The 26,072-nt window shown below is 39.2% G+C and carries 26 protein-coding genes, 1 pseudogene and 1 riboswitch; of the genes and pseudogenes, 23 read left to right on the top strand and 4 right to left on the bottom strand.

Annotated elements, in window-relative coordinates:
- The first annotated feature begins 139 nt into the window (after nt 1-139).
- Nucleotides 140-333: riboswitch (cobalamin riboswitch) on the top strand.
- Between the two features lie 203 nt (nt 334-536).
- The 12 genes and pseudogenes from ACXAEA_RS13300 (at nt 537) to ACXAEA_RS13245 (ending at nt 9,108) form a co-directional block, all read left to right on the top strand.
- Entirely contained in the window at nt 537-1,505 is a 969-nt protein-coding gene (locus ACXAEA_RS13300) for a helical backbone metal receptor (protein ID WP_475096365.1), read from the top strand.
- A complete protein-coding gene (locus tag ACXAEA_RS13295) occupies nt 1,471-1,986 on the top strand; it encodes an adenosylcobinamide amidohydrolase (RefSeq protein ID WP_475096364.1) in 516 nt (171 codons plus the stop codon). The genes ACXAEA_RS13300 and ACXAEA_RS13295 overlap by 35 nt, the downstream gene beginning before the upstream one ends.
- Nucleotides 1,987-2,031: 45 nt before the next feature.
- Nucleotides 2,032-2,859: pseudogene (locus ACXAEA_RS13290) on the top strand (aminotransferase class I/II-fold pyridoxal phosphate-dependent enzyme).
- The gene (locus ACXAEA_RS13285; protein WP_475096363.1) at nt 2,838-3,419 is read left to right on the top strand and encodes a bifunctional adenosylcobinamide kinase/adenosylcobinamide-phosphate guanylyltransferase; all 582 of its coding nucleotides are present in this window, start codon (nt 2,838-2,840) and stop codon (nt 3,417-3,419) included. Before ACXAEA_RS13290 ends, ACXAEA_RS13285 begins: the two are co-directional and overlap by 22 nt.
- Nucleotides 3,416-4,918 carry a cobyric acid synthase gene (locus ACXAEA_RS13280; protein ID WP_475096362.1) on the top strand — a complete coding sequence of 501 codons (1,503 nt, stop codon included), beginning with the start codon at nt 3,416-3,418 and terminating at the stop codon, nt 4,916-4,918. The genes ACXAEA_RS13285 and ACXAEA_RS13280 overlap by 4 nt, the downstream gene beginning before the upstream one ends.
- Nucleotides 4,905-5,690, top strand: a complete 786-nt coding sequence (gene cobS, locus ACXAEA_RS13275) for an adenosylcobinamide-GDP ribazoletransferase (protein WP_475096361.1) — start codon at nt 4,905-4,907, stop codon at nt 5,688-5,690. The genes ACXAEA_RS13280 and cobS overlap by 14 nt, the downstream gene beginning before the upstream one ends.
- Nucleotides 5,648-6,277 carry a histidine phosphatase family protein gene (locus tag ACXAEA_RS13270; RefSeq protein ID WP_475096360.1) on the top strand — a complete coding sequence of 210 codons (630 nt, stop codon included), beginning with the start codon at nt 5,648-5,650 and terminating at the stop codon, nt 6,275-6,277. Before cobS ends, ACXAEA_RS13270 begins: the two co-directional genes overlap by 43 nt.
- Nucleotides 6,211-6,639, top strand: coding sequence for a bifunctional adenosylcobinamide kinase/adenosylcobinamide-phosphate guanylyltransferase (locus ACXAEA_RS13265; RefSeq protein WP_475096359.1), 429 nt, complete (start codon nt 6,211-6,213; stop codon nt 6,637-6,639). The genes ACXAEA_RS13270 and ACXAEA_RS13265 overlap by 67 nt, the downstream gene beginning before the upstream one ends.
- A 13-nt stretch (nt 6,640-6,652) precedes the next feature.
- Nucleotides 6,653-7,249 (top strand): cob(I)yrinic acid a,c-diamide adenosyltransferase, encoded by a 597-nt coding sequence (locus ACXAEA_RS13260; RefSeq protein WP_475096358.1) that lies wholly within the window; start codon nt 6,653-6,655, stop codon nt 7,247-7,249.
- Complete coding sequence (locus tag ACXAEA_RS13255; RefSeq protein WP_475096357.1) at nt 7,239-7,730, top strand: ECF transporter S component; 492 nt, start codon at nt 7,239-7,241, stop codon at nt 7,728-7,730. The genes ACXAEA_RS13260 and ACXAEA_RS13255 overlap by 11 nt, the downstream gene beginning before the upstream one ends.
- 45 nt (nt 7,731-7,775) lie before the next feature.
- On the top strand, nt 7,776-8,495 hold the full coding sequence (locus ACXAEA_RS13250) for an ATP-binding protein (protein ID WP_475096356.1): 720 nt from the start codon (nt 7,776-7,778) through the stop codon (nt 8,493-8,495).
- Nucleotides 8,473-9,108, top strand: a complete 636-nt coding sequence (locus ACXAEA_RS13245; RefSeq protein WP_475096355.1) for a histidine phosphatase family protein — start codon at nt 8,473-8,475, stop codon at nt 9,106-9,108. Before ACXAEA_RS13250 ends, ACXAEA_RS13245 begins: the two co-directional genes overlap by 23 nt.
- A gap of 325 nt (nt 9,109-9,433) precedes the next feature.
- Here the strand turns inward: ACXAEA_RS13245 and ACXAEA_RS13240 are convergent, their stop codons facing one another.
- Together ACXAEA_RS13240 and ACXAEA_RS13235 are read right to left on the bottom strand one after the other, a co-directional pair.
- Nucleotides 9,434-10,603: a thermonuclease family protein gene (locus ACXAEA_RS13240; RefSeq protein ID WP_475096354.1), complete on the bottom strand. Its 1,170-nt coding sequence runs from the start codon at nt 10,601-10,603 to the stop codon at nt 9,434-9,436.
- A gap of 105 nt (nt 10,604-10,708) precedes the next feature.
- Nucleotides 10,709-11,554: a hypothetical protein gene (locus ACXAEA_RS13235; protein ID WP_475096353.1), complete on the bottom strand. Its 846-nt coding sequence runs from the start codon at nt 11,552-11,554 to the stop codon at nt 10,709-10,711.
- A 298-nt stretch (nt 11,555-11,852) separates the two neighbouring features.
- On the opposite strand from ACXAEA_RS13235, the gene ACXAEA_RS13230 reads away from it, so the two are divergent.
- The 8 genes from ACXAEA_RS13230 to ACXAEA_RS13195 all read left to right on the top strand — a co-directional run bounded on the left by ACXAEA_RS13230 (nt 11,853) and on the right by ACXAEA_RS13195 (nt 18,909).
- A complete protein-coding gene (locus tag ACXAEA_RS13230; protein WP_475096352.1) occupies nt 11,853-12,926 on the top strand; it encodes a serine hydrolase domain-containing protein in 1,074 nt (357 codons plus the stop codon).
- A gap of 290 nt (nt 12,927-13,216) precedes the next feature.
- Nucleotides 13,217-13,654, top strand: coding sequence for a hypothetical protein (locus ACXAEA_RS13225; RefSeq protein WP_475096351.1), 438 nt, complete (start codon nt 13,217-13,219; stop codon nt 13,652-13,654).
- A gap of 709 nt (nt 13,655-14,363) precedes the next feature.
- Nucleotides 14,364-14,882 (top strand): hypothetical protein, encoded by a 519-nt coding sequence (locus tag ACXAEA_RS13220; protein ID WP_475096350.1) that lies wholly within the window; start codon nt 14,364-14,366, stop codon nt 14,880-14,882.
- Between the two features lie 293 nt (nt 14,883-15,175).
- Nucleotides 15,176-15,607 carry a WapI family immunity protein gene (locus ACXAEA_RS13215; RefSeq protein WP_475096349.1) on the top strand — a complete coding sequence of 144 codons (432 nt, stop codon included), beginning with the start codon at nt 15,176-15,178 and terminating at the stop codon, nt 15,605-15,607.
- A 479-nt stretch (nt 15,608-16,086) separates the two neighbouring features.
- Nucleotides 16,087-16,929: an STAS domain-containing protein gene (locus tag ACXAEA_RS13210; protein ID WP_475096348.1), complete on the top strand. Its 843-nt coding sequence runs from the start codon at nt 16,087-16,089 to the stop codon at nt 16,927-16,929.
- Between the two features lie 164 nt (nt 16,930-17,093).
- On the top strand, nt 17,094-17,636 hold the full coding sequence (locus ACXAEA_RS13205) for a GNAT family N-acetyltransferase (RefSeq protein WP_475096347.1): 543 nt from the start codon (nt 17,094-17,096) through the stop codon (nt 17,634-17,636).
- 443 nt (nt 17,637-18,079) lie between these two features.
- Nucleotides 18,080-18,292: a DUF5316 family protein gene (locus ACXAEA_RS13200; RefSeq protein ID WP_475096346.1), complete on the top strand. Its 213-nt coding sequence runs from the start codon at nt 18,080-18,082 to the stop codon at nt 18,290-18,292.
- A gap of 35 nt (nt 18,293-18,327) precedes the next feature.
- Nucleotides 18,328-18,909 (top strand): CBO0543 family protein, encoded by a 582-nt coding sequence (locus ACXAEA_RS13195; protein WP_475096345.1) that lies wholly within the window; start codon nt 18,328-18,330, stop codon nt 18,907-18,909.
- 687 nt (nt 18,910-19,596) lie between these two features.
- Here ACXAEA_RS13195 and ACXAEA_RS13190 read toward each other — a convergent pair.
- Together ACXAEA_RS13190 and ACXAEA_RS13185 are read right to left on the bottom strand one after the other, a co-directional pair.
- Nucleotides 19,597-20,340: a glycosyltransferase family 2 protein gene (locus ACXAEA_RS13190; protein WP_475096344.1), complete on the bottom strand. Its 744-nt coding sequence runs from the start codon at nt 20,338-20,340 to the stop codon at nt 19,597-19,599.
- A gap of 14 nt (nt 20,341-20,354) precedes the next feature.
- The gene (locus ACXAEA_RS13185; RefSeq protein ID WP_475096343.1) at nt 20,355-21,545 is read right to left on the bottom strand and encodes a glycosyltransferase; all 1,191 of its coding nucleotides are present in this window, start codon (nt 21,543-21,545) and stop codon (nt 20,355-20,357) included.
- 743 nt (nt 21,546-22,288) lie between these two features.
- Here ACXAEA_RS13185 and helD point away from each other — a divergent pair.
- The 3 genes from helD (at nt 22,289) to fosM (ending at nt 26,003) form a co-directional block, all read left to right on the top strand.
- Nucleotides 22,289-24,625 (top strand): RNA polymerase recycling motor HelD, encoded by a 2,337-nt coding sequence (gene helD / locus ACXAEA_RS13180; protein WP_475096342.1) that lies wholly within the window; start codon nt 22,289-22,291, stop codon nt 24,623-24,625.
- Between the two features lie 345 nt (nt 24,626-24,970).
- Nucleotides 24,971-25,498 (top strand): P-loop nucleotide/nucleoside kinase family protein, encoded by a 528-nt coding sequence (locus tag ACXAEA_RS13175; protein WP_475096341.1) that lies wholly within the window; start codon nt 24,971-24,973, stop codon nt 25,496-25,498.
- 82 nt (nt 25,499-25,580) lie between these two features.
- Nucleotides 25,581-26,003: a FosM family fosfomycin resistance protein gene (gene fosM, locus ACXAEA_RS13170; protein WP_475096340.1), complete on the top strand. Its 423-nt coding sequence runs from the start codon at nt 25,581-25,583 to the stop codon at nt 26,001-26,003.
- The last annotated feature ends 69 nt before the right edge of the window (nt 26,004-26,072 follow it).

The raw sequence follows: 26,072 nt of genomic DNA, 5'->3' as shown, positions 1-26,072 counted from the left end.
AATAAAGTAATAATCCCACCTGGGGAAACTTTTCCATCGGTGAGTTGATTACCATTCCACATAAAAATTTTTCGGGAATTTTATACAAATCATTCCTTCTGTCGACATTGTTTGTGTATAATGAAATTCAGCGGAAAATTTTATACATTAAGAATCTGGTGTCTTATAAACGGCTTGGCCGTTTATAGACTTAATAGGGAAGTTGGTTAAAATCCAACGCGGTCCCGCCACTGTAAATGGGAGCTTCAAGCAAATGCCACTGTACTAAGTATGGGAAGGTGCTTGAAAGCTATGACCATGAGCCAGGAGACCTGCCTGATTCTTCGCGCCACAACCTACGAGGATAGGAGGTGTTTGGAAGGATTCTGGCTTTTTGTTAGAGGAACCGATACAAACATCTCCATGTACATTATGGAGGTGTTTTTTTAGTTTGATAGACTGATAGTTCATAGGATACGCGTAATGAAAGTGTTTGCAGACAAGCATGAGTGTAATGATTAATTAAGATTTGAAAAGATGATTCGGAGGAATGAGAGATGAAGAAGTTTAATGCATTTTTAGTTGCGCTTTTATTAACAGTTTTTGCGCTGGCAGGATGCAGTAGCCCTGATCAGCAAAAGGTAGATACTGCATCGAAGAATGAAACAGCAAAGCAGGTAGAAACGAAATTCCCTGTCACAGTCACTGACGCTATGGAACAAAAAGTCAACATTGAAGCGAAGCCTGAAAAAATCGTTTCCCTGATGCCGAGTAACACGGAAATTGCTTATGGGTTGGATTTGGGAGAACAAATTGTTGGCGTCTCTGATTTTGATAATTATCCAGAAGAAGCAACAAAAAAAGAGAAGATTGGCGGAATGGAATTCAATGTTGAGAAGATTATTTCTTTAAAGCCTGATCTTGTCCTGGCACATGAATCCAGTGCGCAAACTGGCAAAGCTGGACTACAGCAGCTAAGAGATGCGGGGATTGCGGTTCTTGTCATTAACGATGCTGCAAAATTCGAGGAAGTATATGAAACAATCAGTTTGATTGGTACCGCTACAGGTAAGCAGGAAAAAGCGGAAACGTTAATAGCTGATATGAAGAAGAAAGTGGAAGACATCAAAACAAAAGCCCAGGCTATTCAAGAGAAAGACAAAAAAACGGTGTTTGTTGAAGTATCACCAGCGCCAGAACTTTATGCCCCTGGCAAAAATACCTTCATTGATGAAATGCTTCAGATCATCAATGCAAAAAACACGGTAACAGAGGAAGGCTGGCCAAAGATGGAAACAGAGGCGATCATTAAAAGCAATCCACAGGTGATCGTCACGACTCATGGATACTATACGCCAGACCCTGTTGAAAATGTAACAAGCCGTGAAGGCTGGCAGAATATCACCGCTGTAAAAGAAAATCGTGTAGTCGATGTCCATTCTGATAAGGTTACGCGTACGGGACCGAGGCTGACAGAGGGAGTAGAGGAGCTTGCAAAAGCTGTTTACCCGGACATTTTTAAATAATGAGTTCTTCGCCAGTGAAATTCCCGCTTCCCAGTCAACGTTGTTTCCTGAAATTCTTTCAGAAGGAGCAGAGCAAGTGATTATTGGTCAAGGGCTTCTACAAAGTTCTGAAGAGTTCGTTGTTTTAGAATCTCCTATACTATTAAAAACGATGTCTTCAGGTGTAGTCGGCTCGGGAACCGGATGGTACAGTACCTTCGAAAATCGGCATGTGAACAAGGATTATGACTGCAGCGACCACCGGGAAGATATGGTGCAATATCTAAAGCAGCATGGATTCGACCCGGTCAAAACAGTGGGGATGATGACAGCGGTGATATTGGAGGATGTCAGCTTTAAGCTGTACCAGGAAAATGGGTTCTCGGTTTTTATCGTTGTTACCGCAGGTGTAGGAAATGCTGTTGAAGCGTCTAGAAGCGGTCAGAATTCTTATGAAAAGTCGCCTGGAACCGATCAATACCTGGGTATTCGTGAACGGTGAGCTGACAGAGGAAGCCTTTATCCAGAGTATTATGACGGCGCCGAAATCATTTCTTTAATCGGCCGGATGTTTGCAGGGAAAAAGGCGGTCATTGTCCAGCCAACATTCTCTGAATATGAAGAAGCGTGCCTGGTGAATGGGTGCCAGGTCCAGAACCAGAACCATCAATTGCAGTCAGACAGGTGGGAATGGACGGATGATGGTTTAAGTGGAAAACTTCAAAACGCGGATGCTTTATTTCTTTGCAATCCTGATAATCCGACCGGTGTCTACTATCCCAAATCTGTTATTCAACACTTGTTGGAGGAGTGCAGAAGGCACCAATGTCTTTTGATTGTCGATGAGGCTTTTTACGATTTTCTCCCGGAAAATGAACCTATTGCCCAGTACATAAATGATTATCCCAATTTACTAATTATCAGGTCGATGACAAAAATGTTTGCCATCCCTGGCCTGCGACTAGGCTATTTGCTGGCTGATCCAACTGTGATCAAGAGGGTTGCTGCGTTCCAGCCTCATTAGAGCACGAATGCCATTGCACTAAAGGCAGGTGAATGGTGTCTCGATAGTGAATCATACATAACGGAAACCATTACTTTAATCGAACAAGAAAGACAGCGACTATTTCAGTTTTATCAAGAGCGGAACCTGCAGGTTTCACCTTCCCGGATCAATTTTTATTTACTGAAGGACTTTTCTATTAATGATCAGCTTCCTTTTTTGCAATACCTGATTAAAAGAGGGGTTATCCCGAGACACACTATGAATTTTCCAGGACTTGAGGGAAGATGGCTCCGATTTGCCATCAAGGGACGCAGCGATAATGACAAATTGATGGAGGCGGTTGATGAATGGCTGAGAAGTCGTCTTTAATTTTTATTAGCGGTGGTGTCCGGAGCGGAAAAAGCCGTTTTGCCGAAATACTTGCAGGTATTTGGAAAGAGCAAATATCCGGGCAGCTGCACTATGTCGCTGCAGGCCAGCCAAGCGATCAGGAAATGAAGGAAAGAATCATGCGCCACCAACAGGACCGTGAATACAGCGGTTTACATTGGAGGACTTGGGAGATTCCCAGGAATCTCTCCCCGCTTTCAAGTGTACTTTCGAAAAAGGATATCGTTCTGCTCGACTGCCTGACAACCTTATTGAATAACGAATTTTTTCATGAGGAAGGCCGGTGGAAGGACAAGGACTTCACGGAAACTATTTACCATAAGATTTTAGGTGAGATTAAACAAGTAGTGAACCAGGCCAGAGCGACAATTGTAGTCAGCAATGAGCTCCTTTGGGAACCAATGGCGGATCAAGGGCTGGTTTTTTCTTATTCAAAGGTACTTGGCCTGCTTCATCAAGCACTCGTAAAAGAGTGCGATGATGCTTATTTAGTGGAGGCAGGAATTCCGATTTTGATGAAGGGCGAGAGTAGACTATGAAAGGAATCATGATACTTGGTACAGCTTCAGATGTGGGTAAGAGCCTGATTGCGACAGCTATTTGCCGTGCATATGCCAATGAAGTTATTCTGGTCGCGCCGTTCAAGTCACAGAACATGTCCAATAATTCCTATGTAACCATAGAAGGGAAAGAAATCGGCAGAGCACAGGGAATTCAGGCCGAGGCTGCAAAGACAGCAGCAACTGTCATGATGAATCCGATCCTGCTGAAGCCCAGGCCGGACCAGCAGGCAGAAATTATCCTTTTTGGGAAAGCAATCGATACGATGTCAGAAAAGACGTATCGGGATGCTTTTTACGAACAGGGACTTCAGGCAATTCATACGGCTATTGAAATACTTGCTCAAGAGTTTGAGCTGATTGTCATGGAGGGGGCAGGGAGCCCGGCAGAAGTCAATTTGAAGGATCGGGAGCTTGTCAACATGAAGGTGGCCGAAATTGCTGACGCACCTGCAATACTGGTGGCTGATATTGACAGAGGAGGGGTATTTGCCAGCATCATCGGCACTCTAGAACTTCTGACGCCTGAAGAAAAGTCACGTGTGCAAGGGCTGATCATCAATAAATTTCGCGGGGACGTGGCCTTGTTCGAGGATGGCGTAAAATGGCTGGAGTCTAAGACGGGCATTCCCGTTCTTGGTGTCCTTCCGCACCTCGAGAACCATATGATTGACGGAGAAGATTCTTTATCCATACCTGCTTCAATGTACAAGTCTGGTCTGGATATTGTGGTGATCAAGCCTCCTTACCTTTCAAACTTCAGTGATATCGAACCTTTGTATTTTGAACCGGATGTCTCGATCCGCTGGGTTAGCAGAATGGATGAAATGGGTGACCCGGATGCCGTCATCCTGCCTGGTACAAAGAGCACGATCCGGGATCTTCAGTATTTCAAGACAGCAGGGGTTAACAGCTGGCTCGTTCATTATGCGGCTAAAGGCGGTTTTATAGCTGGTATTTGCGGCGGCTATCAAATGCTCGGCCAGAAGCTCTTTGATCCTTATGGAAGTGATACTGGTTTGGTCTCTACCCAAGAAGAGGGACTGGGAATCATCCCGGCAGAGACGACTTTTTTACCAAACAAGACAACGGTTCAAACAAAAGCGGCAGTTCACCCGGGAACAGGATTAAATCTGTCAGTTGAAGGCTATGAAATCCATCTGGGTGAAACCGTGCTCTCATCGGAATGTCAGCGATTTCTATTGCTAAAGGATGGCAAGGAGGAAGGCTATTATGGACAAGATGGACGCATCATTGGCACCTACCTGCACCATCTTTTCCACAATGATGAATGGAGAAATCACTGGCTCAATTCAATTCACAAGGCTAAAGGCCTGCCTGATCGCGAACCCGTATTTATCAGCAGGCTAAAGGAGCAGAAGTACGATGAATTGGCGGCCCATTTTAAGCGTCACGTCGATTGGGACAAGCTGAAGGAAATATCCGAAAAATGGAGAACGAGACATGAGTTGGATTAAGGGATTTTTAATTAACCTGCAATTTTTTACAACGATTCCAATTCGGTTCGTTTTGCCGATGGACAAAAAGCACCTAGAGAAAGCGATTCAGACATTTCCATTGCTAGGTTTGCTGCAGGGAGGGATATACGCAGGAATCCTTTATGCCATGGTTGAATGGACACCCTTTTCCGCTCTGGCGGCTGCATTCGCACTTTGGCTTGCAACCATCATCGTAACCGGTGGAATCCATCTCGACGGCTGGATTGATTCCAGTGATGCGTTTTTCTCATACGGTGATAAAGATAAACGGCTGGAAATCATGAAAGATCCGAGGACAGGTGCGTTTGGAGTCTTATCTGTAATAGTCCTGTTAAGTACAAAATTCTTCTTTATATATGAAATTATTACAAAATTCCAGAGTGCTACGTACCTGCTAGCAATTGCTATCCCTTTTGTTAGCAAGATGTTAATGGGCATCCTGCTCGTCTTGGTAAACCCGGCTAAAAATGAAGGGCTTGGGGCTTTGTTCAGAAATGCTTCATCAATAAGGACTTTATGGATCTACCCTGTTTATCTTCTGCTTTTTGCCGTAACTTCATTTTTAACAGGATTATCTATTTGCTTTGCCAGCTATGTCCTTGCTGCCATTCTCATTTTCCTGTTCCTTCGGAAGAAAATTATGGAATGGTTTGGAGGGATGACGGGTGATACCCTTGGCGCAAGTGTCGAATTGACGGAGGTTTTGCTGTGGATGACAATGTGGTTATTACATTATTTCGCCATGGGGTGACAGAAGAAAATAAACGCCAGGCATATCTTGGATGGACGGACTCTCCTTTGATCCCAGGGCAAGTTTTTCCTGAGGTTCCTGTTTGTTATGAGCAGGTCTATTCAAGTGACCTTGGCAGATGCAGGGAAACCGTGAAGGCTCTTTTTCCTCAAAGCGTTCCAGTGATTGTGCCAGAGTTCAGGGAACTGCATTTCGGCGATTGGGAAGGACATACTTATGAACAACTCAAAGACCAGGCAATGTTTCAAAATTGGCTTTCCGAACCTTTCAAGGTCATCCCACCGAATGGAGAATCGTTTTCTGAGTTTTCTCACCGGGTGGAAGATGGTTGGCGTAAAATAGCCCAGGACATCGTTGAACGCGGATTAAAAGCGTCAGCGGTAGTAACCCATGGCGGTGTGATCCGATATTTATTAGCCCGATACGCAGTGGAAAAGAAAGATTTTTGGGAATGGAGAATTCCTCATGGTCATGGCTATGATCTACTTTGGAAAATTGAGGGATTAAGGAGGGGAGAACGGTGCATTTCGTTACAGGAGGTGCCTTTAATGGAAAATCTAAATGGGTCAGGGAGCAATATGGACTAGACGAAAATGAGCATTTATGGAATTCAGCATATAAAAATGATCCCATTCCTTCCCCAGACAATGTGAAAATAGTTGTTTTCGAAGGGTTGGAAGTCTGGCTTAGGGAATGGACTGGCAGCATGGAATCGGTCGAAATCAGGCAAAAATGGCGGTCATTAGTACGTGAATGGATTGAGTGGGAAGGTCAGTATCCCAAGCGAAAAATCATTTTAATAGGCTGTGACATATCAAAAGGGATTGTTCCGATGGCTTCAGAGGATCGCAGCTGGCGGGACATGACCGGATGGGTCTACCAGGATCTTATGTCTGTTGCTGAGCGGGCAGATGTCATATGGTATGGAATCAGCCAAAAACTAAAATAGAGGGGTTTTGAAAATGAGATTATATACAAGGACTGGCGATAAAGGCCAAACGAGTATTATCGGTGGCAGAGTGGAAAAAGATGATATTCGGGTTGAAGCGTATGGAACCGTGGATGAAGTCAACTGTTTTGTAGGCCAGGCTGTAACCCAGCTGGACCCTTTAATTTTTCAAGATGTATTGGAGGACCTTGAGAAAATCCAGCATGAACTTTTTGACTGCGGCGGAGATTTAGCCAATGTGACAAAGACAAGGGAACAGAAACTGACAAAGGATTCGGTTGAGTATCTTGAAAAGAAAATCGATGAACTGATTGCTGAAGCTCCTAAGCTTGAAAAATTCATTTTACCAGGAGGAGCTCTTGCTGCCGCTTCGATTCACATTGCCCGTACGGTTACGAGAAGAGCAGAGAGATTAGTTGTTTCATTGCTGAAGGCTGACCCGGAAGTTTCAGAAACGGCACTTCAATATTTAAATAGATTGTCTGATTACTTCTTTGCCCTTGGCAGAGTGATCAATTTCCGTCTCAACCTCAAGGATGTTGAATACGTCCGCAGCGCCAAGGTTTTCAGAGGAGGGAAGCGCAAGGAGGAAAAACAGGGTGAAGAGTAGGAAGATGTCCTGGACCGCCATGCTTATCGCCCTTTCTGCGGTAGGGGCTTCTATCAAAATACCAGCGCATATCGGTAGCGTGGCATTGGATTCGTTCCCTGCATTGCTGGCTGCTGGCTTGTTTGGAGGACCTGCAGGAGTGGCAGCAGGCAGTCTTGGCCATTTGCTTTCAGCTATGATTGGCGGAATGCCGCTCGGCCCTTTTCATATATTGATTGCTGGCGAGATGGCCCTGTTGGCCTATCTGTTTGCTTTGCTGTATAAAAATGATAAACGCTGGTATGCCGGAATTCTATTTATCATTGGGAACAGCTTTGCCGCGCTGCTTCCATTTATCGTATTCATGGGAAAGGCTTTTTATCTCGCGATTGTGCCCTCCCTTTTTGCAGGTTCTGTTTTAAATATAGTGCTAGCTTTCCTTGTATTACCGAGGATCGCCAAAGTGTTGGAACACTCACAGCCCTTCTCAAGGGAGACATAGGCAGAGCTTGCGAAGCTGAAACTTACTTGAAAGGAGGGTTTTCGATTGCGGGATGTATTAATGATTCCGTTTAATGAAGATGAAAACCTCGTTATTGCCAGTGATAATAGTGGTTCAATCGGATTGAAGGAGATGGATGCACTACGAGTGCCTTATGAAACCGTTGCTTACTATTCTTTCAGGGTCGCTGTCATGGAGTGCATGAGTGCTGGTGCCGAGCCATTTGCTGTCACCATGCAGAACTTCTGTGGTGATGATGCCTGGAAGGCTCTCTTTAAAGGAATTGAACAAGGCATAGCGGAGCTTGGGAAGTCGAATTTAAGCATAACGGGAAGCACGGAGAGCAATTTTTCCTTACACCAGTCTGCTGTTGGTATAACCGTACTCGGGAAAACGAGAGGAAGAAAAGCAATCGATAAGCTGACGTACAACAATCAAACCAAAATAGCAGTAATTGGCCTCCCGCTTGTAGGACCAGAAGTGGTCGAAATAGAAGGTGGAGTTGTCTCATTAGCAGTTTTCGAACAGATTTGCGGGCTTGAAAATGTTGTGACGATTCCGGTTGGCTCGAAAGGTATTCTCTTTGAACTTAATGGCCTTTTTGCAGATTTACAGTTTACGAAGGAGAATCTGGAAACGACCCTGGATATGACCAAATCCTCAGGCCCTTCAACCTGTTTTATTGCCGTCTATCCCGAATCTATCTATGCGAAGTTGACTTCCTTAGCAGGGCGGCACTTTCATGAAATCAACTTTTTGGGGTGAGACCGTGCTTCATTTGTATGTAATCAGACATGGTGAAACAGAATGGAATAAAGAGAAGAGGAGTCAGGGACGCCTGGATTCTGCACTTACAACAAAAGGGGAAGAAGATGCCCGCTTATTGGGAGAAAGACTAAAATATACAGAATTTCTGCAAATCATCTCTTCCCCAAGCAGCCGAACGTTGGAAACAGCAAGATTGGTAAAAAGAGAGCGGCCAACCCCTATAACAACAGATGACAGGCTGATGGAGATTGATCTCGGTCCGTGGCAGGGGAAAACGGAGGCGGAGATTAAAGTTCAATATCCAAAAGCCTTCGATGCCTACTGGAACCAGCCTGAATCATATATTAGTGAAGGTGGAGAAACATTTTTACAAGTACAGCAAAGACTTAAGCAGTTCCTGGAGGATCTTGAAGAAACAATCAAGGATGGAAATGTGCTCATTGTTACTCACGGAGTCGTAATCAAGACGCTTTATCTCCTGTGCCGAAACGCTTCGATCAAGCAAGTATGGGATCCGCCGTTTATCTACGGCACGAGCTTAACCATTTTAACAATCGGCGATGGAAAAAAAGAGCTGAAGCTTGAAGCATGTATATCGCATTGTTCCTGATTGTGAATTATGAGTGTGTTAGGGAATTATATGAGATGTTCCTATACTTCGTCTAAGGATGGACAAAAGGTGCTTGAATAGAATTGTAGTTTCACAAATGGAAGATGTGGTTGGAATATTGAAAGACTAGAAGAAAACAGAATGAGAAGCTGATTATCTAAACAACTTAGTGACAGAAAAGGAAAAACTGTTATTACATCTGGAGAAAAGAATACAAAAGAAATTAACCGTCTTTTAAGTAAATTAAGAAAACTGACAACGGAGATATAAATATCTTTCTTCGATTTAGTTAGACAAAAAGAGAGCCTCAGGCTCTCTATTATGATCATCTTTCACAAGCATAATTATCCTTATCCCGGTCCATCTTTGATTGATAAGCCGCGTGCGTGGAAGGTACACCGTTAGGGTGCACTTTCCTTAATTCAGTGCAGTTAGCAAAGTATTCTGGCTGGCTGCTTGATGCTGGTGATGTTGTGCTTGGAGCCGGCTGGGAAGTACTTGCTGCTGGCTTGCTAGTAGTTGTTGTTGCAGGTTTACTGGCTGTTGTCCAATTTTTAGCAGACGCTTTTGTGTCCAGGTCACCTTTGGTTGTTCCTTCTGTTCCAAATGCCCATAGTCCTTTTTCAGCTTCACTTGCTTCTCTTGCGAACTTCACGAAGTACTCGCTGTATTTTACATCAGGCGGGAAGGTGGATGGTTCTGCATATCCGTTCAGGACGAGGTCTGCATTGAACATTTTTGAACGAATTTCGTATTCGTTCATATCGTTTGTTGGAATGGCGAGCCAGATGATCCGAAGCTGACGGCCGTAACGGTCGGTGTCACTGACATCTTTTTGCATCCAGATTTTTTTGCCGCTTAGTTTTGAGTTCGTGTAATTGCTGGCTTCTTTTCCATACGTCTCTTTTCTTGTTGTGGATTCTGGTGTATTTACGCCAACGAATCGTACTTTACGGCCATCGGTTGTTTCAATCGTGTCACCATCAACGACACGGCTAACTGTTACTGCTTCCAAACCAAGATTGGCGAGTAATGCTTCCTCTTTTTCCTTCGCTTCAGGTTCAGCCTTAGCCTTGGCTTCTTCTTCGGCTTTTGCTTTTGCCTCAGCCTCTAATTTCGCTTTTTCCTCTGTTTCTTCTTTAGCCTTCTTCTCGGCTAATTCTTTTGCCTTTTCTTCTTCTTTCTCTTTTTCAATTTGCTCATTTTTCATTTTCTCAGCATCTTTCTTAGCATGCTGCTCTGATTTTAAATCAGCGGTTTTATCTTCAGGAACTGGCTCAACAAAGATCATAACCAGGACAATGGTCGTGATGGCGCCAAGGGTCAGGAACATCCAAGGCTTTTCAGCGTAACTTTTTCCTTTGTTCTTTTGGTTATTGAGCCACATACCGGCAATATAGATGGCAACACCGATTAAACCGATCGGAGCGGCTAGTGATGAAATCAGCAGTAATAACAGAACTGCAATGATAAGAATCAATTTAACCAGTTTCATTTTTTATCCCCCTTAGTATTTCCATATGGTATTATACCAGTTAGCTGGAAAAAGAGGGGCGGATAATTGATTTTTCTCGTAAAGTCTGATTATAAAAAATGATTATTAGATTATGCAAAAGCTCATTTCAAAAAGCTCGCCAAAATATATATCCTGGAACTTCTTGTTCAGGATGCCAGTATAGTAAGCGACAGGATTTTTTACCTTAACCGTTGATTTAAGTTTACGGACAAGCTGTTTGAATGATTCCAGGGAGACGGACAGTATGGTGTCTGTCTCGGTCTCCTGGTTATTTTTATAGGCTGCGATCGTCGTCATTCTCCAGAATTCCTCGATTGTTTTTGCAGCTGGGAAGAAGCATTTCACCAGTTCCACGAATGGCGTTGGGATTCTGTCGCTGACGAATTGATGGTCTTCTGGTGTGTAGGTAAGGTTTGCTTCTGAATTTTGGTCATACAGATTGCTTGATTGTGAATTTTCACTAGAGGCTGTTTCTTCACGTTTATTACTCTTTAAATTATTAGTTTCAGAAGGAATGATAGTTTTATTATGGTGGTTCAATTTTTCCTTCTTCGGTGGTTCATTATTGGGAAAACGATTGAATACATACAGATTGCTAGACTGTGAACCGTTCTTACGTGATGTCTCATGTACGGTGAAGATTCCTAGATCTCTTGCTTTGATGATCATCCTTTTAAATGTGGAACGGGAAATGCCGAGCTCGTGGTACTCTTCATGAATCGCTTTCAGCATCGTCCCAATTTTTGCGTTGCTGACGCCAGAAACTTTAGCAGCAAACCTGGACAGTCTCTTTAATCCAACCAACTCTCCCTTTGAAAAATCACGCTTGTACGCAGCCATCCACATCTCCAAATGGTGGTTGAACTCCTCCAGCGAACTAAATTGCGAATACCCTTCAAATTCTTCAATGACCCCTGATTTAATCGTCATTATTTTGCACCGCCCTTTCACTGTCTATATACAGATGGGGTAGGATTAAAGGACAGGTTGGTTAAGGGATTAATGTGTCCGTTTTGTGACGATTATCCATAGGGAAAAGTATGTACCTTCCCTTGAATAGTAAATTAGATTATCTTTCAAATATTTACCGTAATATTCCATCACGTTGGTATAATAGAACTAGATGGAGAGAATGGAAATGCGTTAGCAAGCATATGTATGAGAACAGATTGAATCATTTCCAGACGCCTTACCTGTATTTTTTTTTGATTTATTAGGGGGAGTTCGTGTGAAGGTTTTTTTGAAGGTGGCGGCAGCGGTATTGATTGGTTTAGGCTTTTATTTGTTTTGGAGCACTTCTCAAGCTGACTTGGAAGAATTCATTGATCGAAAAGCAGCCGATGTAAATTTAAACGGAACGATTCTTGTAGCGAAAGGCGATGAAATACTTTTTCAAAAAGCTTACGGATTTGCAAACAAAGAAGAAAACATTAAACACACCATAGACACCGTATTTCCGATTGGATCCCTAACAAAATCGTTTACAGCAATTAGTATTCTTCAACTAGAAGAAGAGGGGAAACTATCGATCGAACAGCCAATATCAGCCTATGTTCAGGGTCTTCCGAACGGAGATGAAATTACCATTCATCATTTACTTACTCATAGTTCCGGGATCCCAGAGCTCTTAAAAGTGGTTGACAATGAAAAAGAACAAACACCGAGTGAAATAATCGCACAGATTAAAAATAAAGAATTGGAATTTAAACCAGGTGAAAAATATGCTTATTCTAATTCCAATTATCTTCTTTTAGGATCAATCATTGAAAGTGTTTCCGGTCAAAGCTATCAGGATTATGTTGAAAAGAATATTTTTGATAAAGCCAATATGAATAGCAGTGGATTCTTGAACAGATCTGCTGATTATGCAGTTGGATATGAAAATATGGAAAAACCAACAAGGACCTTCCACGACAGCTTAACATTTGCAGCAGGCGATGTTACTAGTACTGTCAGTGACATGGAGAGATACAATCAAGCAATTAACAATCACGTGTTATTAAGTAAAGTGGCAACCGACAAAATGCAGACGGGATACATGAAGAGTGCTCCATTAGGCGCCGCTAATTATGGATACGGGTGGAATGTTATCGATAATAAGATTAGTTTTGATCATAAAATGATTCAGCATTCTGGTGGGCTTGCAGGACACAAAGCTGAGTTCGCTCGATTTATTGACGGTGATCTTACCATCATTATTTTGACTAACAATCAAGGGAAGACAAAATTAGGCACATTTTCACGCGAGATTGCATCGATTGTTTTTGGGAAAAGATTTTTTAATTGGCAGAGGTTAATTTAAGATTTGAACCTGAGGATTAGGGATATTTAAAGTTTTATAGAAAAGGTTCATATGAAAGATGATGAAATTTTATTTAACGGTGAGAGAGGTGGCTAAGACTCAGTTAATTGACGGCAGACTCGGCACCTGATTGCCAGGCAGGACATGACGATTTCCAAGACAGTCGGTGAGTATAAGAAAATAGCGGTTCCGCTACCAATCGACTCCTTATTCGATCGAGATCGTATAGCTGCTGATAGAAATGAAGACATAATTTATGTAGTCAATTAAATTGTAACAAGGAGCATTCTATGATTTCTTATAAAAGGAAGCTAAGGTTGAAAGATTTAGAAATCTTCATGCTGTTTAAGAATAATGTTTCGTTAGGGTATTTGATTATTGAAGATTTAAGAAGACCTTTATCCTTGGAAGATGTTGAAACAACATTCCAGTACATGACAGAAGAAGACGTTGGGGTATATAAAAACATTATTAAAGTGGATATTCTTTCAGATGAAAAACTGAGCAAGGAAGATGCGTTGGTATTTGAAAAATTCGCTGACGACTTAGTTGATACCAAAGATTTTTGTACTACAATCTATAACTTTACAGTGGATCCGGATTTATTCGAGAAATTGCCTTTGGAAGAGGAGATTGAAGGGTATAAAAGGATCCTTGGAGCAGTTCAATCCACTTATGATATATCCCATATTAATTTGAATAACTTAATGTATCTTTCACAGGATTGATTTCAGGAGACAGTTAAGGAATCATTTTTTGTACTTATGATGTAATCTATAGAAAAAATAAAAAGCCAGAAGGGACCAAGTTTTGAATGAAACTTGGTCCTTTTAGTCTTTTTTAATTCACGTTAAGTAATATGTGTTTTCGTGAAAAGTTTGTTTTCTTTTGATACTGTGTATTTTCGTCGTTAAATGTATAAATTAATGACAAACAACTAAAGATGGTGACTAAAATGAAAACGGTATGGCTGTTTCTTGCTTTAGCTATTTTATCTCTTATTTCCTTGTACATCTTGAAAAAGAAAATGAACGTCACTAACTTCTTGGGATGTTATTTTTTCTCCAATATTCTTATTACAAATTCAGGTGTGATCATTAATTTAAATTTAGAACTGACAAAGCAAGATCCATCAAGTCAATTAATTTTTTGGACCCAAAAAATTCCTGAGTTAACACTCAAGCCAGCGTTACTATTATGGATCATTTATATTTTGTTCTCTAATAGAACTATTTTAAGTAAATGTATTCATTATTTCATCTTCTTAACAGCACTTATTTTAATTGAAATCTATTTCGTTCATATTGAATATTTACAATGGGTAAAATGGAATGTATTTTATTCATATCTGAGATACAGTCTAATTATTTTGTTATTGGCTATTTATTATTTTTGTTTAGAAAAACTTATTTTTAAGGACAAAGAGGTGAATACGATATGATTTTACCTCTTCCTGACAAATTTGATGCAAATGAAATATTCATTATTTCTTCCACAGTAGTTACTTTGACCCTAATGGTTATTTTACCTAGACGCTTGTCTGCTGTCACCATCACGATTATTTGGACATTTAATATCTTTCTTGCTTTGTTAGCTGATATTACTATCAGTGTGAAACCTTATGACTTTTACTATACGATTGATCATAAAACGCATGAACTATTTGATGTAATCGTGCACTTTGCAACTTACCCTACGCTGCCTTACTTTGTAGTAAACTTCTATCAATATAAGCAACCCAAAGGTCTAAAGCTTGTAACTTATGTAATTTTTTGGGCTGGCGTAGCGATCGCCATCGAATGGATTTCGGTGAAATTTCATGTTTTTACATATACGGGCTGGAAATTGTATTTATCCTTTTTGGTTTATTTGGTTGTATTTGCTCCTAACATTTGGCTTTCGACCTTTATTGAAAAGAGACACCCATACAAAATGGTTGATTCTAAGAAAATATAAAGGTTTTACGGCATTAAGGTAAGGATCGTTAAGTAAAAAACTCACTCTCAATAAAATAGAAATTCTTCATTTAGATCCTTCACAGTAATTCGTATCAAAAGTTAAGCATATAACAACTGTTGTATTTTCTTGTTATTCAGCATTTGGGCGCGTTGATCCAGAAGGATAACGGCCTTTTTTGTTGAATCCATTATTAAACAAACGATGCAAGATCGTTAAAGAAGGAATATACATCATTAAACAAGAATGATAGAAGCTAGGTATTTAATTTTTCAATTTTAGAGGTGATACTCGTGAAATTTCATATATCAGGCGATGATACCAAAATAGAGATTGAAGTAATTTCTAGAAGTCACCCTAATTTTACTGATTATTGGGATGGTAATTGGATCACGTCAACAATAAAAATAGAAATCCCAGGTTATAAAGCTCAATTCAATGCAGATCTAAGAACAGACGAATTAAAGGATTTTGTCAATGAGCTAAAAATGATGGATGAAAAGTTAAAAGGAAAAGCTAGCCTTATCAATATGGATGGGTATCTTGAACTCGAAGGTGAACTTGATAAAAAAGGCAGAATTTTTTGGCAAGGTGAAACTTGCTTTCCAGCAGGGATTGGGGCTGTTTTAAAATTTGATTTCAGTTCAGACCAATCCTATTTAACAGGAATAATAAATGAAATAGAATCCATTCTATCTGTCTATCCCGTACTCGGGAAACCATAATTCATACTGTTTGGCGTATTCCATTATAATCTTAGGTACGAAGGTTTATTATGAAATTAGAAATGCCACTCAATATAGGTATGCAGAAGTATCAAAAGAAATAGACAGAATTTATCGCTGTAAGCAATATTTTTAAAAAAATAAGTAGAATTTTTACCTAAATATCGGTGCCACGCTATTTGGATATTGAGGGGGTTAATTTTATTAAAGTAACGGGTGCGTTGATCAAGGAAGGATTAGCCGCCTTTTTTTTAATTTCCTTATTAAACAAACGAAGCAGTTTAGTTCAATAAGAAAAAGGCTGCGTTTAAAATTTAATGAACAAACTACTACAGCAAAACAAAGAAACCGCTTAAAAAGAGGTTTCATCTATATCATTTTCAATGACTTTATTAATAGCTGAAAGAGTAGAGTTAATATCATGATATGCTTAACCCCTGGTATTATTGAAATAAGTTAGTGTAAGAAAGGAGTTAGCTATGACAGAAAATATGAATGAAAAATTATATAAAGCAATGATTGAGAATAAAACGGCTCTAGCTGATCAATGGCTACAGATGAGAGAGAAGAGGTCTAACTCCATCTACTCAGCTGATGCTGATGAAAAGTATGAAAAGCTTTTGAGAGAGCAGAATGCTTTGACAACAAAAGCAATTGCCAGCTCGTTATTGGATGATAAGAAAGAATATCATAAGAATCTTGAGCAATGGGCAACCATTGTAGCCCAGAGCAGGGCAGATTTGGGTACTCCCATTTATGAAGTGCTTGAAGCTGTCCATCAATTCCGAACAGTCATTATGGACTTTTTGGATACCTATGTTGCGGAGCAGGAAGTTTCCATTACCAAGCAGCATATACTGAAGTGGAATCATTCCATTCATTCTGCGTTTGATTTTTTAATCCAGGAATTTTCTAAAATGTACTATCAAATTACAAGGGATCATATGAAAGCTCAGCATGAATTAATCACTGAATTAGGTGCGCCGATTATTCCTGTAGGAGATACTATTGCTGTTCTGCCGCTGATAGGGGATATTGATACGGAACGGGCAAAAAGGATCATGGAAACTGTGCCAGCCAAATGTATGGAGAAGCAAGTGGACAAGATATGCATCGACCTATCCGGTGTCCCCGTTGTCGATACCATGGTTGCACAGCAAATTTATTCCATCATTCAGACGTTATCCCTACTTGGCATCCAAACGGCTCTATCAGGAATTAGGCCGGAAGTGGCAATGACATCTGTCCAGCTTGGTATTGATTTCAAAGGTATCAACACTTTTAACACATTGCAGCACGCCCTGCAAAAGATGGGTCGGTAGATATGTTCTTAGCTAGTCAAGATAAAAAGTAACGTATTCAGTAATCAAGGAGAAAGCTGAAATAACACATAATCGCAGGACGAATTCTCTTTGTATTTCGTTAAATTGCAATGTTAAAATAAATAAATATTAAAAATGATTATATTTTGTAAAGTGGTGAATTAATGAATATTTTAGAAAAGTTTGCTGATGTACCTAAAATAGAAACGGAACGCCTCATCCTTAGAAAAATCACATTAGATGATGCAGAAGATATGTATTTATATGCTTCGAATGAAGAAGTAACGAGATATGTAACTTGGGATACTCATTCCTCATTATCAGATACAATTGAATTTATAAATACGTTTATATCTCAATATGATGCTCCATGGGGGATTGAGCTTAAAGAAAATGGTAAATTCATTGGAACAGTTCACTTTGTTTGGTGGCAGCCAGAACACAACAATAGTGCTGAAATTGGATATGTTCTATCTAAAGAATACTGGGGAAAAGGGTTAATTACCGAAGCAACAATGGCAATCATTTCTTTTGGATTCGAAAGTATGAACTTAGTTCGTATTCAGGCGAGATGTTTTTTAGAAAACAAGGGTTCAGAGCGTGTTATGGAAAAGTTAGGTATGTCTTTTGAAGGTATAAGTAGAAAAGTAATGTATGTTAAAGGGGAACATAAAGACTTAAAGGTGTACTCTATATTAAAGTTTTAATTATTTTATCAAATATTTAATGCAGTAAAACAAGTTATGTACTGCGTTTTATTTTTTATGTTTTTACATATTTCAAATGATAACTGTTATTTTATAAAATTGGATTATGTGTTTAATAGATTTGTGAAGATTTACACTTAAACGAATGGGTTTGAAGAGTACAAAGCAACGCTTATTGGACGTTGCTTTTTCTCTTTATTAAAAATACTTCTGGTAAAACTCCAGTCTAAGCCTTCCGCTCAGATGAGTATATATCCTTTCACCTATAATGTTGAACTCCTTATTTAACAAACCGGGCCGGCAGCTTAATAAGAATGAAATTTTAACCGTATAAAAAATTAGGTCGAGGAGTGATGTTCTTGGTGTTCGTGAAGTATTTCCTGGTAATATGTTTATCCATAATCGGTATGTTAATATCAATAACTCTTTAGGGAATTGAAAAAGTGTACTTAGTAGCTGGAACTTTAGGTTTTCTTTTTATCGGCATTTCAATGGTAATGTCAGGATCAACAGTAAGCGGAGACAGAATGAGGGCAAATTTCGCTACTGAATCAGTTGAAGACAGAAAGAACCGAAACAAAACAACATTAATCTCCTTGCTACTGGGCTTACCCAGCCTTTTAACCCCAGTTTTACTTTATTATTTGAGTACCTGACGTTTAACAATCCCATTATGCTACAGAATTAACGTATGCACTTACTGCCAGTCCATAGCAATACTTTTGTTGTTTGGTACAGTTTAGTTGAAGAACTAAATCAAAAAAATCGACAAAATATTTATGTGCAAAATATATTAGAGAAATTAAAAAATAGCGGTGAGAATTGTATGATTTATTTATTGGTTTCCGTTCTTATTTTTAATTTAATAGCTTATTATGTTCCAAAAAATATTAAGAAACAAGAAATCTATGCTACTGCTTGGTTTTCTTTAACATTAGGACTCATCTCTGATATTACGCTTGATTTAAAGCATAACTTATATGGATACTTTGAAAAAGGGCTCCAATTAAAAGGATTTCTTCCAATAGTTGGTTTTTTTCCTGCCTCTGGTATTCTTTTTCTGAACTTTTATCCAAAAGAAAAATCTCTTTTTAAAAGAATAATCTATATATTTTTTTGGACTATGTTTAGCTTATTTTATGAATGGACTGCAATAAAAAGTGGGTTCTTTTATCACAATAAGTGGAACTTTTTGTATTCGGCACTAATATATCCTGTTCTTTTATGGATGCATTTACTTCACTTGGCTTTGTTCAGGTACTTAAAAGAATAATAACCAACAATATAAGTGGGCGGTTAGTAATTGAACTAACGGATGCAAGAGTACAAAAGCAACGCTTGATCAGCGTTGCTTCTTCTCATTTGTAAGAAATACTTCTTATAAAACTCCTGTCTGGGCATTCCACTTAATTGAGCATATTTCGGAGTAGTTTCGCTTTTCTAGAGGCCCAAAAGGTTTTGAATGACTTCTACTGGTGCTCCATTGTTTCATAAGTGGGTGGCATAGCGGTGTCAAATTTGTTGGATGGATTTCCCTATTTATGCCAGCACGAGCTGAGATTTTCTTTATGCTGTTTCTAATCTGGGCAATACTCTCCTGTGTGGCTTCTTCTCCATTAAAAAAATGGCTGGAGCCTTTTTTGGCGGCTATCTAAGTATAGTGATAGCCAGAGCTCAGCTCGAAGATATTAACAAATGTAAGAGAGTTGACCTGTTTATTCTTGAAAGATATGGTGTAGATAAAAAGTGACTATAGGGATATTAGTTAGCATAACTAATTCAATCGCTATTCAATTAAAGAATAAGAGGTAAATGGCGTATCAATCGTTTTCAAATTTCCATTTTCCAACAGTTAGTCCCCAGTGAGATTAAATTGAAATACTAGGAGTTTTCAACCGCTAAAGGATAAAGGACTGAATAGAGTAATTGGTTACCTGAATTACTTTCAAAGGCATAGATATTAGTACCACTTTCTGCTTTTCTTCTTTCTGCTTCTCTTCTTTCTGATTCGTTTCTTAACTAAGTTACTGTTTTCAATGAATGTTTCAAAGTTTCCCGTATAAGTGACTAAGTGGCCATTACTCATTAATTCCTCATCAGAAATCTTCCAAGAATGATTATCTATGCTATGCCTTACAACTACAAAATGTTGATCATCAAGTGCATGAATTGGATAACCATATTTTTTGGCTTGGTCAATAAAAAAGTAATCCTCTGCACGGTTTACTTTTTCGAATCGTACTTCCTTAAATATCTCCTTCCTAAACACTAAAGTTGCTCCAGCAACAGTTTCTGTAACACTATTTACTTCCCCAGGCACAAAAAATAATGCTTTTTTATTGTTGAAGTAGATATAGTAAGAACTTTTCCCTGCTATCATAACTTCCTTATTTTCAAAAGCAATCATAGCATTAGATAAATATTGTGAACCATAATAGTCGTCGTCATCAAATTTAGCGATTATATCATAATTGGATTGAAGAATTCCAAAATTTAAGCAGTCGCCTAAGGTCGCTTGTTCATGAAGTTGGTATACTCTTATATTGGAATAATAACTAGCCTTTTCTATCCATTTATCTATATTCATAGAGTCTTTATTCAGCACAATAATCAGTTCTTTATGATCCAAATTTTGCTGAAGAAAATTCTTAAATACATTTTCGATGAATTCTTCTCTCATAGTGCAGGTTATTACTGAAATCAATTTTTATCCCCTCCTTATGATTTAATTAATTTTTCTATAAATTCTATTAGATTTATATATTCATTAGATTTTTTTAACGATTGAATGTCTTTTACCAGCTTATTTACTTTGTCTTTGCCATAACCAGCTGCTTCTAAAATTTTTATATGCCTTATATCGATTTGAAGTAAGAGGTTTATCGCTGTTAGGAGATCTACTAAATTTTCTTTAAATCCGTTTAACTCGTTGTTTCTTATAAGCTGGTTATATTCATATAGAATAATATTCATTGTGTAAAAATCAGTAATTTGTGCTAGTTCTATACCTAGGATCATTACTTCTACATCTTTATGCTTAGATGTGAATAATTGAAAATTTTCTATTGCCTCATTCCATTTACTTTCGCCAATCGGATGTTCTTGATGATAAGTTATCAAATTATCCCCAGCAAAATACTTGGCCCCCATTTTATATAGACGATAGCCTAATTCCCAGTCTTCATACCCATATTTAATAAAATCTTCATCAAACATTCCTGCTTTAACAATAAAGTCCTTAGTAATTGACACATTACCAGTTAAAAATGCCATCCAAGGAAACTGAAATCCTTCTAAGTCGTTTCCATAATTTTGGACAATGCGTTGATACCAGCCTTCTCTTAAAATGATGCAATCTTTATAAGATTGATCTGAGATATCTAACTTATCTAGGAGTGGGTAGGGTAAATCTGAGGAAAGATCATAATTTTTTATAAGATTAGTAATTTTGGGGTTTGTGTTAGCTGCAAGCATTTCAAATGTAGAAGATTTCGTTTGTGGAAAAATACAGGAAATTATATTTTTAGAATGCATGACTCCCGTTACTATTGCCTTTTTATTTTCTTGGTGGTAATGATAATGATTAATTACAAAATCTGGTTCGCAAATCATTTCCGCATCCAAAAAGATAAGGATATTCCCTTTAGCTGATTGAATTCCTAGATTCCGAACCCTTGCTCTTCCCAAGTTTTGTTTATTTCTAATGTACCTAAAATGGTATGAAGGTTGGTAGATTCCGAGTACTTCCTGAGTTTGATCAGTTGAAGCATCATCAATGAAGATTACTTCCAATTTGGAATGGTCAAATGTCTGGTTCTCAAGGGAATAGAGAGTAAGTAAATTTAAAGGATATCGATTATAAGAAGGTATAATAATACTTACCTCAATGTTTTGTTCGCTGTTTAACAAAGTATCACCTCATTTAATAATTCTGATTTCTTAAGTTGTCCTGTCGTACCTTTTACAGTATGAGATGTCTCCCAATGTTGACAAGGCTTGTGTCCAAATTATTATCAAATTGATTAATATGCTCACAAATAAGCTGTTTTTTAAAACATATGGAGGAGTTATTACTAAGAGGAATTTTTCGAGGGATTTGGAAACAACTTCTGAAATGATAATACATTAGATTCATGTATAGCTGACATGGGGACTTTTATGAATTTACAATGATTGTTTCAGCTAGTGATTCTATCGTGAATCGTGGCTACAAGTAGAAAGCAATGTGTTTTTCGAATGGGGGAGTATTATTTAAGAACTAATTTTTCGAGCTACAACATCATTTTCTTAAGTGGTGGCTAAACGGGTGCGTTGATCCAGGCCTTTTTTATTCATTCCATTATTGAACAAACGGGTTAGGCTTAGTGAAAAAGTGTCTAATTATATGGCGGTGTAATATGAATAAAATTATTGATACCAAATCTTAATTTGAAATATAAAAAAGCAGTATTTTACGTTGAAATCGTAAAATACTGCTTTTTTTTATACATCTAGATTCACAGAATCCGATTGAAAAAAATCAAATCCTGTGTTAAATTTATATAGATATGCATTGTATATTTATTATTAGTTATAATTATCCTTATTTTAATTATACAATGAAATCAGTTCGTTAGTCAACTCTTATATAAAAAAATTTTAGGGGTGTTGCTATGAATAGGGAACTCAAGCAGGAGCAAGGCCGGTTGGACATTGTAATGGAGACCATTAAGGATGATATCAACCGTTTGGAGGAGGAAACTGCCAAGCGCAGGAATGAGGTTGTTCAGATCCGCAGGCACTTTTGGGATGAAGTCAGGGTGAACACGGATACCTTTGATGATTTCCTTGAGACCATCATTGGCTTAAGGCAAGAGGCACAAGCTCTGTCCGTAAGCCAAAGTACTCACAGACATGCATCCAAGCGTTTGTCTACGCTCCGTCGAATGCGGGAGATTCCTTACTTCGGACGAATCGATTTTAAGGAAGAAGGTACTTCCACTCCGGAACAAATCTATATTGGTATCTCCTCGCTAACTGATGCTGAAGGCGAAGATTTCTTGATCTACGACTGGAGGGCTCCAATTTCAAGTGTTTACTACGATTACCAGCCAGGTCCGGCTGAGTATCCAACACCAGAAGGTATAATCCAGGGGAAATTAGAGAAAAAGTGGCAATATCTTATTCGTGGCGGCGTTCTTCAATCTATGTTCGATACGAGCGTGACAATTGGTGACGAGATTTTACAGCAGGTTCTCGGCAAAGGGACTGACAAACAAATGCATAATATAGTCGCTACCATTCAGCAGGAGCAGAACCGGATTATCCGCCATGATCACGGCAAGCTGCTGATTGTTCACGGTGCGGCCGGCAGCGGCAAGACATCGGCTGCCATGCAAAGGATTGCTTATTTGCTTTACAAATATCGAGAACAACTGAATGCTGATCAAATCATTTTGTTTTCGCCGAATTCGATGTTTAACAGTTACGTGTCTAATGTGCTGCCGGAGCTCGGGGAAGAGAATATGCAGCAGGTCACATTTCAGGAATATTTGGATCATCGGCTGAGTAAAGAGTTTGAAGTCGAAAATCCATATGACCAATTGGAATATGTTTTAACGGCAGAGGATACTCCGTCTTACAGGTCAAGGGTTGCGAGTATCCGGTTCAAGGCATCTGCCCAGTTTTTTGAGGCGATTCATTCATACAGGAAGTCGCTGGAGTTATCTGGAATGGTTTTCAAGAGCATTAGCTTTAGGGGAGAACCGATTGTTACCTCTGAACAAATAGCAGACAGATTTTATGGCAGCGACTCCTCATTACGCTTCCATAGCCGCCTTGAAAAATTGAAGGAGTGGCTCACCAAGCAAATCGATGAAGCTGAGAAGCGCGAACGGACGAAGCCTTGGGTACAGGAGGAAATTGAACTGCTTAGTAATGAGGAGTACCATAAGGCATATACCCATTTAGCGAAAAAACGCGGCTTTACAGGGGAGTCGATTCATGATTATGAAATCGAAGATGATGCCCTAGCCCGCTTGATTGTTCGCCAGAAATTAAAGCCCTTGCGAAAACGGATCAACGCATACCGTTTCGTCAACATTAAGGGAATTTACAAGCGGTTTTTTACTGATTCCGTCATGATCAAACAGTGGATCGACGGGGATATACCTGAGGAGTGGCCGGAGATTTGCCGATCGACTGTGGAGATGCTGGATGAAGGTAAACTGTTTTACGAAGATGCCACTCCGTTTCTGCTGATGAAAGAGCTGATTCAAGGTTTTCAGACGAACAGTTCAATCAAACACATCGTTGTTGATGAGGCACAGGATTATTCACCATTCCAATTCGAGTTTTTAAAACGTTTGTTTCCTGCAGCAAGGATGACCGTGCTGGGCGACTTTAACCAGGCAATTTTCGCTCATGCCAGCGAAATGGTTGATTTTCAAACACTTACCAGCCTATACGGACCTGATGAAACCGAAGTGATCAATATGGCAAGGAGCTATCGGTCGACAAAACCGATTATCGAATTTACCCGAAGACTCGTACCGAACGGCGAAAGGATTATTCCTTTTGAACGCGACGGCGAGCGCCCTATGCTGACAAAATTAGAACATCACGCAGAACTGCACAGCTGCATTGCCTCCAAGGTCGAAGAATTGCGAAGTCTTGGTTACCAAAGCATTGCAATTATATGCAAATCTGCTGAGGAAAGTATCAGTGCTTATGAGTCCCTGTCCGGCATTGAGGATCTTAAACTCATAAAAAGCGGCTCGCTTGAATATGAGCAGGGAATCGTTGTCATCCCGTCGTATTTATCTAAGGGAATCGAATTTGACGCCGTCATCATTTATGATGCATCTGAGAATGTATACGGTGATGAAAGCCTGAGGAGAACATTCTACACCGCCTGCACCAGAGCGATGCATTATTTGCAGCTCTACAGTGTAGGTGAACCGAGCCCGTTTTTGCGGAATGGTTTGCGGGAAGGGTTTATCAGTGAGTGAGTTTTATTAAATCCTTGAGAGGACTGTTTTGCTTCGTTTTCAGGTACTTGGCTTTATTATAAAGTGGAGTAGTAGTCTTTCAGCTGGAGATTTTCATTGAAGCTTAAGATATGCAATGGTCAATGTCTGCATATCTTAAGCTATTACTGTGTCAGTGGTGGTTTGCCATTTGTGGAGGTTCTTCTGGGAATTCATGTTTAATTCTGATGTTGACACCTTTCAAGGGTATGTGAAAAGGTGTTTTTCGCAAAAATAGTCATCTTGGTTCTGCATCAAGGATATTTATTGAGTCAGAACAAAGTTAAGAAATCTAGTTTATTTTCCAGTTGATATGGGGGCATCTAGATGTTTGGGAATTTCAATTTTGACATTATTTATGCTGAAAGAAATATTCATACCCCGCTAGTTGTCATGATGTGTGGGGTGGCTGGGTCCGGGAAAACGACCTTTTCACAGCAATTAGAAAAACAAGGTTTTGTCCGCCTTTCTATTGATGAAGAAATATGGAAAACTCATGGCCGTTATGGAATTGACTTCCCTTGTGAAAAGATTGAGGAATACAAGAGGGAAGCAGAAAGCAAATTGCGCAACCTTTTAGTGGAATTGATCCGCGATAAGAAACAAGTGATTATTGACTTCAGTTTTTGGGAGCAAGCAAGAAGGGTGGAATATAAACAACTAATTGAACAAGCCGGCGGAAAGTGGAAACTCATTTATCTAAAAGTTCATCCCGATAATTTGCGTGAACGGCTCAGGATTCGAAACAAACGTCTAGATGCGAATGCTTTTCCTGTAACGGAAGAGTTGTTACATTCCTATCTTAATGGTTTTGAAACACCAAAAGGTGAAGGGGAAATCGTGATTGAAAATTAGATTAGATTTACCAATGCACATATGCAATAATGTTTCTTTTTTAAAAGCAACAATCATTTACTAACATACTTGAGGTGATCCAGTGTCGATAAAAGGGATTAATCATTTGTTATTTTCGGTTTCCAATTTAGAAAATTCTATGAAGTTTTACAAAAATGTATTTGATGCTAAATTGTTAGTAAAAGGCAGAAGCACGGCTTACTTTGATTTAGATGGAATGTGGCTGGCTCTAAATGAAGAGAAAGATATACCCCGTAATGAAATAAATAATTCTTACACACATATCGCTTTCTCGATAGAGGAAGCTGACTTCGATCCTATGTACGAAAAATTAAGAAACTTGAATGTTAACATCCTCTCAGGTCGTCCTAGAGATGAAAAAGATAAAAAGTCCATTTACTTTACGGACCCAGATGGTCATAAGTTTGAATTTCATACAGGTACGTTACAAGATCGACTGGATTATTATAGGCAAGAGAAAAAACATATGGAGTTTTTTGAATAAGTGATTCCTATTTAACAAGGCGTTGATCAAGGGAGGATTAACGCCTTGTTAAAATCGGGCCATATTTCG

Source organism: Mesobacillus sp. ABV4_180 (assembly GCF_056158485.1).
The sequence above is the reverse complement of the archived record's forward strand: the minus strand, read 5'-3'. Positions and strand labels throughout refer to the sequence as shown.

What these genes read in the sequence shown, in the direction of transcription:
- ACXAEA_RS13300 (WP_475096365.1), top strand. Translation starts at nt 537, where the DNA reads ATGAAGAAGTTTAATGCATTTTTAGTTGCGCTTTTATTAACAGTTTTT.
- ACXAEA_RS13285 (WP_475096363.1), top strand. Translation starts at nt 2,838, where the DNA reads ATGGCTGAGAAGTCGTCTTTAATTTTTATTAGCGGTGGTGTCCGGAGC.
- ACXAEA_RS13280 (WP_475096362.1), top strand. Translation starts at nt 3,416, where the DNA reads ATGAAAGGAATCATGATACTTGGTACAGCTTCAGATGTGGGTAAGAGC.
- cobS (WP_475096361.1), top strand. Translation starts at nt 4,905, where the DNA reads ATGAGTTGGATTAAGGGATTTTTAATTAACCTGCAATTTTTTACAACG.
- ACXAEA_RS13260 (WP_475096358.1), top strand. Translation starts at nt 6,653, where the DNA reads ATGAGATTATATACAAGGACTGGCGATAAAGGCCAAACGAGTATTATC.
- ACXAEA_RS13245 (WP_475096355.1), top strand. Translation starts at nt 8,473, where the DNA reads ATGAAATCAACTTTTTGGGGTGAGACCGTGCTTCATTTGTATGTAATC.
- ACXAEA_RS13240 (WP_475096354.1), bottom strand. Translation starts at nt 10,603, where the DNA reads ATGAAACTGGTTAAATTGATTCTTATCATTGCAGTTCTGTTATTACTG.
- ACXAEA_RS13235 (WP_475096353.1), bottom strand. Translation starts at nt 11,554, where the DNA reads ATGACGATTAAATCAGGGGTCATTGAAGAATTTGAAGGGTATTCGCAA.
- ACXAEA_RS13225 (WP_475096351.1), top strand. Translation starts at nt 13,217, where the DNA reads ATGATTTCTTATAAAAGGAAGCTAAGGTTGAAAGATTTAGAAATCTTC.
- ACXAEA_RS13220 (WP_475096350.1), top strand. Translation starts at nt 14,364, where the DNA reads ATGATTTTACCTCTTCCTGACAAATTTGATGCAAATGAAATATTCATT.
- ACXAEA_RS13210 (WP_475096348.1), top strand. Translation starts at nt 16,087, where the DNA reads ATGACAGAAAATATGAATGAAAAATTATATAAAGCAATGATTGAGAAT.
- ACXAEA_RS13205 (WP_475096347.1), top strand. Translation starts at nt 17,094, where the DNA reads ATGAATATTTTAGAAAAGTTTGCTGATGTACCTAAAATAGAAACGGAA.
- ACXAEA_RS13195 (WP_475096345.1), top strand. Translation starts at nt 18,328, where the DNA reads ATGCACTTACTGCCAGTCCATAGCAATACTTTTGTTGTTTGGTACAGT.
- helD (WP_475096342.1), top strand. Translation starts at nt 22,289, where the DNA reads ATGAATAGGGAACTCAAGCAGGAGCAAGGCCGGTTGGACATTGTAATG.
- ACXAEA_RS13175 (WP_475096341.1), top strand. Translation starts at nt 24,971, where the DNA reads ATGTTTGGGAATTTCAATTTTGACATTATTTATGCTGAAAGAAATATT.